Origin of the sequence: Pirellula sp. SH-Sr6A (assembly GCF_001610875.1) — a bacterium.
Classification (GTDB): domain Bacteria; phylum Planctomycetota; class Planctomycetia; order Pirellulales; family Pirellulaceae; genus JBKCUI01.
Window position 1 is genome coordinate 4,190,727 of sequence record NZ_CP011272.1, and the last position, 12,411, is coordinate 4,203,137.

Sequence of the window (12,411 nt, forward strand, 5' to 3'; positions counted from 1 at the left end):
ATTCGTTTCAGCTTCCCACTCCCGATTCCCGATAGGACGAGAGGAAGGGCTCTCTCCTTATCAAGACTCTTTGTTGAGGTACCCCCTTCGCAACAGAAAAAATCACGGAGTTGATCGATGTCGCTTTTAGGAAACACCCCCGTTCGCTCGCGCACCCTGCCAGGATGCTTGATCGTGGCCTTGCTCCTGGTGGCATCTTCTCCCTCGGCCTCCCCCGCACAATCGGACGACGCCCCCGACGCGAGGGCAAACGAACTGGACTCGCCGAAGCCCTCATTCTCCAACCCATTCGGCAAACTCTTTGCCCGCAAACCTGCTGATGATTCGGAACCGGCGCCGAAACCCGCCCGACCGGCCACTGGACTCAAACCCGGTTCGACCCTCTTTCGCCCCGCACGCACCAAACCCTCATTGCCAGAGGAAGGTGCCGCGGCCCAACCCGAAACCCGTGGCGGCTTGCTCGTACCCCTCAAATCATTCACCAACCGCGTATTTCGCCAAAATGTCGACGAGCCGAATCCAACGGACGATACCCCGGCGCTCACTCCACCTACGCCATCCGCTGCTTCCGAGGAACCCAATCGCCCTTTCCGCGAGCCCTTCAAAAATCTCCCTCGGCCCCGCTTAGCTCCCAACCGTGAGGAAAGCGAGATCGAACTGGAGGAAATCGTGATCCCTCCTCCAACTCCTGCTCGTTCACCCAAATCCAACTCGCCACTCGAGGTCGCACCTCCCGTCGTAAGTCGGAGCACGCCCGGTACCTTCTCAACGCCCGGTACCTTCGCAACACCGGATGCAGACGACTCCCCGCTATCCTACCGAGGTGCTGGCAACCCCAATAAGTCCGATGTCTCCACGCGTTCCGAACCGGTTTCCAGCAGTACGCCAGCTTCACGTCTACCAGTGAACAACTCGTCGCGCCGGAGCTCGGACTCCATGCCGCTCGCTCCTACTCCTGGCCCTTCCGTTCGCAACGATAGGGAAAAGGATGAAGTGCCCAGCCTCATCGATCTGTCGAGCGATTCCCATTCGAAACGTTCTCCAGCTACCACCAACCAAAATCCATCCAACACTACCACACCGCTCCAACGACCTATCGAAACAGCGAGGGCGGACGAACTAGAGGTGCCTCGTGTCTTCACCACACGCTCGAGTAACACCAAAGTTCCTACCCAACCGATCAGTTCGCGTGCAGCAAAGGGCGAGGCAACTCTCCCTACAGCGACTCACTCAACAAGCACGACGACTTCCATTCCATCAAATACGACTACAGAGACTACCCATCCAGTTGAAGCGTCCCCGCCCCAACAACGATCGCCCCAAAAAGGATCAAACCTCGACACCAGGAATACAAAACCTTCTCTCGGCATGATGCAACTGCCCGGGGTTCGCGTATCCGTACAAGGCCCTGATGCATTGTTGGTGGGACAAGATGCGGCCTTCGAGATCTTGGCAAAGAACGAAGGAAACGTCGACTTGAATGGGCTCCTGCTCCGCATTTCCGTCCCTGCCTCAGTAGAAGTCGGACAACTGTCTGCTTCACATGGCCAATCGGAACCAGAGAATGCACCCGAGGAAAATGCGATTGGTTGGGAGATCCCAAAGCTCCAAGCGGGTGGGCAAGTTTCCCTGCGAATGATCCTGCGCACGGTCAAACCCGAGCATTTCGCCATGGGAATCGAATGGACCGCCGTCCCGCAGTCCCAAGAATACGCGATCCGCGTACAACAACCACAACTTGAAGTTGCTCTCGAAGGACCTTCCGAAGCCGAATTTGGAGCTCCTCAAAATTACCGATTGCGAATCCGCAATCCAGGCAACGCCGTGGCAAAGAATGTAGAAGTGGTTCTCCAGGCTGGTAACTACGGCAGCAATCAATCCAAGGTAGGTGATGTTCTACCCGGTGACGAGAAGGTGATCGACGTCGAACTGCTGTTCGAACAAAACGGTACGATTCCTGTCGCGGCGACGGCGCGAAGTGAAGTTGCCAATCTGGAGGCCAATGGGGAAATCCAGGTGAAGGTCAAACAGGCTGTTCTCGAAGCTTCGTGGACTGGCCCCAATGAATTTTTCCAAGGAACTGCCGCAGAATACCGAGTCACGGTCGTGAATCGAGGTGACGTCGCTGCCTCAAACACCGAATGCACCTTGCGAATTCCCGACGGCGCGAGCCCATCCAACTTGCCATCCGGGGCAATTCGCAAAGGGAATACGATCCATTGGGACATCAAACGATTACAACCGCAAGAATCGGTCTCATTTCCATTCGGACTTGCGATGAGCGAAACAGGAGGGAATGTTTTGGAGTTCGCAGCTGCTTGCAAAAACGGACGGCCACTCACTTCATCGCATACGACACTGATCGATTCGATTGTCGATTTGAAACTCACCGTCAAAGATCCGATCGCGCCCGCACCGGTGGGGCAGCCTGTTGTTTATGAAATCGAGATCCATAACCGTGGAAGCAAAGCAGCCACCGGTGTCCAAGTCCTTGCACAGTTTTCGGAAGGGATCGAACCCGTACGATTTGAAGGTGCCGAAGGGCGAATTCAGCCGGGGCAAGTCCTCTTTGAACCGATCGGTAGCGTCGACGCAGGGACCAAGCTCACGCTCCGTGTTTTTGCAGAAGCTTCGCAGCAAGGGGTGCATCGATTCCGCGCAGAAGTAAAATGCGACGCTGGAGATGCGAATCTCCTCCAAGAAGAATCGACCCGATTTCTTGCAAGCGGACCGATCGAAACTGAAGACTGATGACGCTCCGGGCGGAGCGTCCTGGCAATTGCAGAAAACCCTATGCTTTGGGACACACCCGCATTCGATGCTTCGCTTCACTCGTTGTACGTGAGTCTAGGAACCGCGACGCTCTGTCTGGCTCTGAGTGTCGTGTTGGCCTTTGCTACGGTGATTGTCGGTATACCTGGAGGACGATTGCTCCGCCCAGCCATTCTGTCGTTGGTGTTGGTTCCCCTCTACGTTCAAGCGACTGCGTGGAGCGCTGGATTCGGTGATCAAAGTGTGCTGCGATGGAATCAAGTCACCGCGGCGCTTCATCCTGGCTATGCCATCCTGGCTTGCATTTGGATTCAAGCTGCTTCGTGGCTGCCGCTTGGTTTCTTGCTCGTCTCCATCGCGTTCGAACGGTCCCTCAACGATTCCTTTCGACTTGCGCTGCTCGAACGAGGATTGGTTTCGGCATTCTGGAGAGTAGCCTTGCGGGACTCCTTTCCTTGGATCGCTCTCGCATGGCTCTTGATCGCCGTGCTAACGACTAACGATATGGTAGTGACCAATTTGTTTCGTGTTCCCACGTGGACGGAAACGCTTTACCAGCAAGTTCAATTTCAAAAAACGCGATCGGCACCCATGGTGGGTATGTTCCTCTATGCTGCTGCGATCGCCATCATGACAGGAGTAACACTTCTTTCCTTGGCGACGCGCATTGGGGGAGAATTCGATAACCATTCCTTGGTTTCGCACCTATCCCCTCGCTCGATGAAGTGGGGAGCTGGCATTCTCGCATGGTGCATCGCGTTTTGCTTTGTCGGTTTGCCTGTCCTCGCGCTGGTGATCAAGGCTGGGTGGCAGGTCATTCAAATCGACGGCACCATCCAACGGACTTGGAGTCTCCGCTCCGTCTTGGATTCTCTTATTGCAACCCGAGAGTTCATTCCCGAGTTGCAGTGGAGTCTGGCCATCAGTTTCTATACGACCTTGCTGGCGATCGGAATCTCGCTCATTGCAATCGCAATTGCATTCGCCGGGTCTCGCACTTCGATTCTCTACCGAAGCGCCTGGATTGCTGCGGCATTCGCCTTTTGCTTTGCACTCCCCGGCCCGCTGGTGAATTGGTCGATTCAACAATGCCTCGTGGATCAAACCGGTTGGCTCGGTTGGATGGGAAACGACACGCTCGCCGCTCCCGTCCTGGCTCTTCAAACCCGTTGCGCTCCGGTTCTTTTCGGATCGATTTGGGTTGCTGCCTGGAGATGGGAACAACGATTCGGTGATCTACGAGCTCTCGACGGGACGGCGCGCAAAGCCCATTGGAGAGCGCTCGCACGGCCATTTTGCGTAGGAGTTCTCGCTGCATTCTTTGTCGGATTCGCCAATCTCGAATCCTACTTGCTCGTGCTTCCACCTAGCGTCACACCGGTTTCGATGCGGATGTTCGAATTGCTCCATTACGGTGTCCAGAACCAAGATGCCGGGCTGGCGCTCGGCCTCGTAGCAATCAGCGTCCTCACCACCTATGGTTTGAGCTGGCGACGTTGGGGCTGATTCTTGCTATAGCGACGAACGTAAAACCACATGGCACCAATCGCGAGGAGTGGGATGATCCAACTCAGCGTGCGAGACCAAAGAGTGGCCGACGAGTCAGGTACCGAGGCCGTGGGAACGAAACCGACCGCTGTCGGTTGGAAGTCATGAATCACAAGGAGGGGGACGACCTGCCTATGCTGCTGTCCCATACTCCCCGTCATCTCCTCGGTTTTATAACTCCAGAATCGATAGAGCCAAGCGTTGGTCGCAAAACGAAGCCGCGGAAAGCTCATCGAGGTATCCAGAAGCTCGTCTCCGATCGTTCCGCCCCGATCCGGCGATGGAGCTTGACTCAACCACTCTGGAAGGTCCCTCACCAATCCCGTCGCTGGGTATTCGTGGTGATAAAGTATCGGGTCCCGATCCGTAGGGATTTCAAAAGTGGTATTCCCGATATCCACCATGCAATCCAGTTGGTAGTAGTGGTCTCGTCCCAAAAGTTTTCGCTGCGACGAGTCCTCGACCTCGATCTTGGAAATGCGAACGATCCGACCACTTGATTTCACGGGTTGCATGCAAGTCGCGTCGCCCAATTCCCTTTGATTGCGCAACGATCGCTTCAGCAAAGTTGCCAAGTCCTCCCGTTCCAGTTTTTTGAAATCCCACTCCGAGTCTTGCTTGGATGCTCCCTCGGTTTCTAGCCGCAACAATGAATACAAAGCAGGTAGCTCGGAGCCTGCAAGGGCACGAGGAGGACGCTGCAATTGGGAAACGAGTTCCTTGCGATCGAGCGACCAACCCATTTGCAAAAGCCGCTGCGTGGCTCGAGAGAGGGGCGGTATCCAATTCGTACCGTCGTACTCATGATTCGATAACCGATCGGGGGGTATCTGCCAACGAAGATGGTCGGCGACGAACCAAGTTACCGCCATCGAATCACTACCCGTGCGTTTGCCAAGAAATCCACGCAGAACGACCGGTTGACGTACTGCCGCCACACTACCCTGGATGCCTGCAGTCCATTCTTTGGGGATCTGGTTGCAATATACGATCATCTCTTGGGACTTCGGTGCATCAGACGGTTCGTTTTGGGTCCGCTGTTCGAGTTGGCCCGTAACCTGCACTCTCAATCGGTATGCCGAATCCATACCAGATCGAAGCAATGCAGCCATTCCACTCGAAGACGCTGCTTCTGATAGGGGAGCAGTGCTTAAAGAAATTCGCTCGACATTGACTACAATGCCGATTCTTTCTGCGAGCTCGATTTCATTCGTGATTCTCCATGGGGAGTGGAGGGTCAGAAGTGTGTCTGCAAGATCATGCAGACGCTGCGATTCCACCAATAACGACGCGACGACGTTGGAAAGCGATTGCTCGTTCGCTTCCCAATCTTCTTCGGTCGCATTCTGAAGAACAGGTGCGACTGCACCCAAAATCGCCTGGTACGGAGCTTCTACGTCCTGGGGCGGATTCCACACTCCGACGCTAAGCAGATTGCGAAGCCATACGGCATAGGGCCCTGGTGGTGCAGCGGTTTGTTCGAAATCACTTCGGGTTTCTGCAGCGAGGATGGCAGGTGCAATTTCGCTGCCTCGTTGAGACTGATATGCGAATCGTTTGCAATAAAGTCCGACGACGTCGATGCTCTCCCCAGTTTGAATAGTTTTCAGCGGACTCTTTCCGTCTTTAGGAAGGAGAATGGCGATCGGTTGACTGCTCGCATCATTTGGTTTTACCCAGAGCACCTCATATTCCAATGGTTCCCAGCCTGGTCGATCGATCTTTCCGATCCGTTCGTCCTTTTTCCCAATGACACCTCGAAACCGAATCGGCACCCCTCGAATTGATTCGCTGAACGGGGACATCAGTTGAGAGCTTTGAACGACAGGGATATCGTTCCAAAGCCATGCTTCTTTTTGTAGTAAGGCTGCCAGACGTTTAGCCCGCGCCCCGGTGCGGAGCAATGCGATCTGCTCCGACGGTCGCCAAATACTGTTATCTTGAAACTCCTGCAAGACACGAAGCTCCAGGGCGAGTTGCAACGGTCGGGATACTTGATTCCATCCATCGGCCGTTTCGAGTAACGCCTCGATTTCGTGGTAGGCGGACCGGTGTAATTCGGTTTCCCCCGCATCGGAACTCGAAGTCGATCGAATCCATTGTCGCACTTTCGAGAGGCTGCTTTCTCTCCAAACCTCGATGGATGGCGACAGTTCCTGCACGGAATCGGCATCGGCCCATCGCTTCGTCGCCATCGATGTGACGCCTTCATCGGAAAGAGTCTTCAAGAGTGCGGTCCACATTTCGACTCGGGACTGCAGGGCTGCGGCTCGGCTCCGCAAACGCAGTGACTCGAATTCCGAAACAAGTGAGTCATTCACCAAATCGCCGGTTGGCAATACAGGAGTCGAATCCGACGCCGTAGCAGTGGGGAGGGACTCTTCGATAGTTGGAGAGGAGGCCGGAAAGAGTCCGACCGCACGCCCTACTTTCTCAATCTGCTTCACGTCGGACACACGCTGGATCAAAATAATCACCAGGGCAAGCAGCATGGCGAGCGAGACCAATCGCCTCGTTCCCGTCGATTTCTCGTAGGCTATTGATCTGGATTTTGCTTGGCCATCCAGGCTGTACCATCGCTCTCTCGGTTTACGGGGCATAAGACCATCCAATGAGCGAAAGCTCTGAGAAACCTCGAATCAACGTTCGTACTGCTGGTAAAATCGACGCGCTGCCTCATGATAAGGGAGACCTTGCCAGTTGACAGCCAACTCCAACGGAATCAGGCCACTGATACTCGCGCCGGCCGGGCTTTGATGATAGATCGCCTGAAGTGACTCGCTGACCAATCTGGAAGGTGCATCTCGTCGTACGACGAGCAATGCCGTCGTTGCAAGCGTTTGCACCGAACCTGCCCCGTCGAGGCCATAATCCTTCATGGGTATCTCGTACGGGCGGAACATCGGCTCCTCAAGTGCCAGTGTTGCCGCATTGCTGATAGGTAACATTTCGAAGCCTTCTGCATGCAGCATATCCCGTACGCCCTGTTGCCCTACTTTCACCACAACGACCACCACTTCCGCTTGGCGGCGCAGATCCTCTTGAAACCAATCGCCATCGATGGTGGAGAGTTCATCGACATCCATATCGAAATGAGAAATCAAACGTATCGCAGCTTGTCGAGTACCCGAGGCCTTGGAACCGAGCATGACGCGTCTGGAGGCGATATCTTCGATACGACGAATGCCCAATTCCTTTCTCACCAAAATATGCACTGCTTCGTAAAACAAAGGTGCAACCACCGCGACTTGATCGGATCGTACGGCAGATTCCTGCATGATCGCTAGGTGTACCTTGCCGTCCTGAAGCTGCTTCAAATTATCTAGGGAACCATTGGTTGGGATCACATTGGGGTGCAATCCAGTTTCGCGTTCGATTTCGGCAGAAATTTGACCTGCAAACTGGAAATACATCCCTCCCGGGGACCCCGAGGCGATCGTGACGCGTCGGGGAAGCGTGTTGTCATGAACGACTTCCAGCATTCGGGGACCGACGAGCCAAGTCACCAATCCGGCGAAGAGCAGGAAGAGGACGATATTTTGGGTCATGCGTTGGGAACGCGTGGGCTCGACATTTCGCGATCCCGATAGAGCCGCGATGATCGGTACGTTGGACAGCCAGTACTTGGCCTGTCTCCACATCGATGGGGGGCGCGCCGAAATGGGAGACCCCTGATAGAAGCGTTCGAGATCGTCCGCTAATTCGCGGGCCGTGGCATAGCGTCGCGATGGTGTTTTTTCTAAACACTTCATGACAATCGTATCCAGATCGGGATGGACATCCGGCCTGGATAAACGAACGCTAGGGGCTGGACGGTTCATGACCTGCATCATGGTTTGCAGGACCGTCTCGGCTTGGAAAGGGGGCTTGCCTACGAGCAACGCATAAAGAATCGCCCCCATCGCATAAACATCGGTCGACGCGCCCTGCTCTTCGCTCTTCCCCGCGGCTTGCTCGGGTGACATGTAGCTGGGGGTGCCTAGAGCCGCCCCCGTCGCGGTGAGGCCTTCGTCGGCGCCTATGCGTTTGGCCAATCCGAAGTCGGTTAAGACGACCTCATCATCCTGTGTGATCAGAACGTTGGCCGGTTTTAAATCCCTGTGAACGACCCCTTGGGAATGTGCGTAATCGATGGCCCGAGCGACATCTCGAACATACCGAACAGCCTCCCGGACGTTCATGGGCCCCTCGCTTAGCTTTTTGGCCAAGTCGGTTCCGGGGACGTAGTCCATCGAAAAGAAATGATGTCCCTCGTGCTCCCCGCAGTGGTAGATCGTGATGATCGAAGGGTGCATCAAGCTCCCTGCGCTGCGGGCCTCAGCATAGAATCGGATGACTTCATCGTCGCTCGCCAACGCACCCGAACGGATCATTTTGACTGCGACCTGGCGACTTAAGTTGGATTGGGTCGCCAAGTAAACGACGCCCATACCACCTCGCCCTAATACCTTTTCTAATACATAGTCACCGAAACGGCAGGGCAACGGTAACCGTTCACGGGGTGGGGAGTATCTTGGGGGCTGGCTGATTTGTTAGTTTGGCTTCGATGGCTCGAACAAGGTACTGATAGACGCTTCGATTTTGAATGCGGCATGTTGCTGCAACGCTAAAGATGCGCTCGATAAACCTGCTGCCGCCTTCCGACTGCGTTCCAAAAGATAACTTTCGATAAATGACAGCCTTGCGCAACGCTCGTTCGGCGCGGTTGTTCGTTGGTTCAAGCCCTTGATTGCTGATGAACAGCCATAACCGGTTTCGGTGCACATACAGCGATTTACACTGATTCCGCAACTTCGAATCGTGACTTCCCATTCCTGCGTACAGAAGTTCATTGATCTTCTTGGCTATTGGGATCGCTGAATTCTGGAATTCCTCCCATTCGATCTGGCCTTGCTTGAATCGATGCCATAGACGAAAAACTTCTTTGACCTCTTTCATGACTTGAGTACCGAATCCGACACGATCCGGGACCTTCGAATCGATCATCGCTTGGATATCGCGAATCAAGTGAGCCCAGCACCATTGCAGATGTTTCGCAACATAGTACATCTTCGCACGGTCGCAGTTGATGATGCCTTCAAAATTAGAACCTAGAAGCGATTCGATCGCAGTTGCTGCGCGACTGGCGAAAACAGAAAAAACGACGAATTGATTTGCTACGGCCGTCCACAGCCAGGCCTTGGTGTTGGCCTGCTTAGTGGGGGTTTCGTCCATAAAGACGTTGCGCTCTGATGCAAGCGATTGCCGGAGTTCTTCGTGCGGTTTGGCGAGCGCTGCCGATGCGATGTCCTGCATCTTGACGGTGGTTGCAGGGCAACAGGGAATGTTCAGTAGGTCGCGTAGAAATTCCGACGCTAGGCGTTTGCTTTGGCGAAAGTGTCCCATCAGTAATGCGGTAAATGCAATCAGCCTCGGTCCGGACTGTCCACTCGGTACACCTATTGGAAGCTCAGCACATGTTGTTGTGCCGCATCGGGTGCAATGGAGTCGATGACGCTGGTATTCGGTGATGAAAGCCTTGATGACCGGAAGTTCATAAACTTGGTGACGGATAGGTGAAGAATCTTCGCCGGACAGTGGTTTTTGGCAACAACGGCACGTCGAAGGCATCAGCGCAATTATAGAGTCGCATTGGTCAACCGGGACCAACGCACGCTGGTGGCGAGGGTGTCCCTTTTGTCCACCACGACTTTTACCGCTCTTGGGTTTGTTCTTAAGAGCTTTGGCGTGGGGATGCACGCTGCTTGGCGGTATTGAGGAATTCTGAGGGGTCAGTTTCTTGACTTGAGATTCGAGATCCGAGATTTTCGCATTTAAATCAACGATCTGCGATTGCAGGATGTTGATCTGGGACTGAAAGCCAGCAATCAACGCGTGCACAAAAGCCCGAACCGCCGGAGTCATCTCGGCGTCGATTTCAGCAGGGATCAGCGGATGGGATGATGTTGGTGGAGACACGATAATCTATGTCGTGTCCCAAACACCTCTTCCGTGTCTAGATCAGTTTTTCCATTTTGTTGGCGCGACCCGTGAACGGTTACGGCAACGTGGCTTGTGTATTGTCGAGATTGGGGAGTGCCGAAAAGCTACCTTGCCGCGAAAGCGTCCGCGTAGGAGGGGGAAGGGTTGATTCGTCCGGGGATAAGGACCTCGCGTTGAGGTTCCCACTGCCGACGCCAGGAAGAGTCACTGCGTTCGGATCCGCAATCGACTGGGACAACGGCAAGCTCTCGTCCTCGATTGGCTTCGGCGCGCGGGACTCTCGATCCAGTTCCTCGGCTTGGGCCAGCATCGGTCCGGCCATCGATTCGATCCAGTCCGCCGTATCCAAAAGCTCGCTGAGGTGGCTTGCGTATTGAGGATAACGCTGCAGGAACGTTTCGCGATCCTCGGGATTCCCCACGTCATAGCGGCGCATGAATTCTAGAAGCGCTCGATCCAACTCCAACTCGGAGTTATCATCAGGTTCATCGTTCATGCGAAGAGATTTATCCGAAGGATTGTGAAGGCGAAGAGTCCGTGACTCGTTCGTGCCAAATCACCTCCTAGAATACCCGATTCCTCTTTCTCGCTCCACTGGAACGCCGCTCAGCCAGTCGTTCGCTTCTCTTCCGAAATAGCCAAGGCGAGCGTCGCTTCGAACAATTCAACGGAAATTTGAAACTGCGGTGTCTCCGAACGGTATCGTTTGCAATGTTCCGTGATCAGCCTGTACATGAAGCGGAAAAGGTTTCTAGGAGTTCCCAGCGACTGAAACGCAGAGATCATTCTGCTCTCGGTTAGCCCATTCTCGAACAAGGATTTGGGGCTTACCGGACTGCCGCCATTCGAGCAAGCTTTCATGCGGGCGGCGAGCAAATCGTACAACGCCTCCCCTGTCCAATCGAACGATGGAACGACATTCTGCTTGTCCAACCGGGCACGCTCATGGAACTCGCGAGTTTCCCGATCGACGAAATACTGCAACTCGCTCGGAAGCAACATTTTTATTCCGAAATGATCGTGCTTGAGCAGCTTGTTGTCGAGCAGCGGCCAAACCAGAAGCTTCATCCGCTCGGCCAAGCCATTGACCAAATCGGGCTCATCGACCCGATCGACAATCACAATCATCCCTGGGTAACCGAGGGACCGGAGCAGCAATTGCAGTTTCTCTAGCAACGCGTAGCGATCGTCAGAACGATTCGAAACTGGCAGCGGCTGTTCATCAAGCTCCTTGCCGGAAAATCGCATCATCAACCCTCGAAGCTGCCCAACGTCTCGCGGGATGACGCGTAGATTGCGAACAATGCGTCGAGCCAACTGAAAACATCGAATCCATCGAAGCGCGTAGAGTGCCCAAGCTATGACCAGTCCAATGGGGATGAACCATAGCATCCGCTTGAGCTGAAGCACCTCCGATTGCACGAGGAAGACACCAAGTCCAATGACCAGCAACGTCCCTAAAACGCCGACGATAAGAGGGAGCCATGTCGACAGTGAGTAGAATCGAAGCTTGGAACGAAGCCGCTGGACTCGATCGGCATGCGTTCCCACCGACGATCGATCATACACCGACGCTAACAACAAAAGGTCCCGTTTCTGCCCGCGGTCCAACGTCGCCAACATATCGATGGCAAGGTTATGTTCAATCGGTCGCACCGAAGAATGAACGCCCAGGATCTGGTCGACCAGGGGCGTCATGGCCTCGGACAGAATTGCGTCCATATGGTCCCACAGATGCAACCCCTGCAGTACTTTCTCTGGATGAGCCTGAACCCGCTTGGAAAACCGCTGCTGGAACGGTCCTAGATAAGCGTTGAAATCATCGAGCTCAACCAAATAGACCTTCGTATTCGGGTTTTTCTCGTTGTGGCTAGCAATATGCTTCTTCAGTTGCAACCGGATGGCGGTCTTCCCTGAGCCTTTCGGGCCGAAGACGATCGAGGTGGCGGGTTGGCTAGCGTCGCCAACGACCTTGCTCCAGGACGGATGAAAAATCCCAGAAATACAATAATCCCGGAAAACGGCGTCCGTTTGAGCGTCTTCGTCGGAAAATGGATTCCGAGTCAGCTGGTGATGCTGCAAAAATTCTTGTTCTGTCATACCTGGATG

7 protein-coding genes are annotated in these 12,411 nt (G+C 54.4%); 2 read left to right on the forward strand and 5 right to left on the reverse strand.

The window, feature by feature from the left end; translation table 11 throughout:
- Positions 1 to 117 precede the first annotated feature (117 nt).
- Both VN12_RS16005 and VN12_RS16010 read left to right on the forward strand, forming a co-directional pair.
- Positions 118 to 2,751 (forward strand): DUF11 domain-containing protein, encoded by a 2,634-nt coding sequence (locus tag VN12_RS16005; protein WP_146677775.1) that lies wholly within the window; start codon positions 118 to 120, stop codon positions 2,749 to 2,751.
- A gap of 42 nt (positions 2,752 to 2,793) precedes the next feature.
- Positions 2,794 to 4,278 (forward strand): hypothetical protein, encoded by a 1,485-nt coding sequence (locus VN12_RS16010; protein WP_146677776.1) that lies wholly within the window; start codon positions 2,794 to 2,796, stop codon positions 4,276 to 4,278.
- Here the strand turns inward: VN12_RS16010 and VN12_RS16015 are convergent.
- The 5 genes from VN12_RS16015 to VN12_RS16035 all read right to left on the reverse strand — a co-directional run bounded on the left by VN12_RS16015 (position 4,248) and on the right by VN12_RS16035 (position 12,402).
- A complete protein-coding gene (locus tag VN12_RS16015; protein ID WP_146677777.1) occupies positions 4,248 to 6,920 on the reverse strand; it encodes a hypothetical protein in 2,673 nt (890 codons plus the stop codon). The two genes, VN12_RS16010 and VN12_RS16015, sit on opposite strands and share 31 nt — an antisense overlap.
- A 39-nt stretch (positions 6,921 to 6,959) precedes the next feature.
- Positions 6,960 to 8,804 (reverse strand): serine/threonine-protein kinase, encoded by a 1,845-nt coding sequence (locus tag VN12_RS16020; protein ID WP_146677778.1) that lies wholly within the window; start codon positions 8,802 to 8,804, stop codon positions 6,960 to 6,962.
- Positions 8,805 to 8,814: 10 nt separating this feature from the next.
- Positions 8,815 to 10,278: an IS66 family transposase gene (gene tnpC, locus VN12_RS16025; RefSeq protein ID WP_146674972.1), complete on the reverse strand. Its 1,464-nt coding sequence runs from the start codon at positions 10,276 to 10,278 to the stop codon at positions 8,815 to 8,817.
- A 79-nt stretch (positions 10,279 to 10,357) separates the two neighbouring features.
- Complete coding sequence (locus VN12_RS16030) at positions 10,358 to 10,798, reverse strand: hypothetical protein (RefSeq protein ID WP_146677779.1); 441 nt, start codon at positions 10,796 to 10,798, stop codon at positions 10,358 to 10,360.
- Between the two features lie 110 nt (positions 10,799 to 10,908).
- Entirely contained in the window at positions 10,909 to 12,402 is a 1,494-nt protein-coding gene (locus VN12_RS16035; protein ID WP_146677780.1) for a hypothetical protein, read from the reverse strand.
- Positions 12,403 to 12,411: the final 9 nt, after the last annotated feature.

What these genes read in the sequence shown, in the direction of transcription:
- VN12_RS16005 (WP_146677775.1), top strand. Translation starts at nt 118, where the DNA reads ATGTCGCTTTTAGGAAACACCCCCGTTCGCTCGCGCACCCTGCCAGGA.
- VN12_RS16010 (WP_146677776.1), top strand. Translation starts at nt 2,794, where the DNA reads ATGCTTTGGGACACACCCGCATTCGATGCTTCGCTTCACTCGTTGTAC.
- VN12_RS16015 (WP_146677777.1), bottom strand. Translation starts at nt 6,920, where the DNA reads ATGCCCCGTAAACCGAGAGAGCGATGGTACAGCCTGGATGGCCAAGCA.
- VN12_RS16030 (WP_146677779.1), bottom strand. Translation starts at nt 10,798, where the DNA reads ATGAACGATGAACCTGATGATAACTCCGAGTTGGAGTTGGATCGAGCG.
- VN12_RS16035 (WP_146677780.1), bottom strand. Translation starts at nt 12,402, where the DNA reads ATGACAGAACAAGAATTTTTGCAGCATCACCAGCTGACTCGGAATCCA.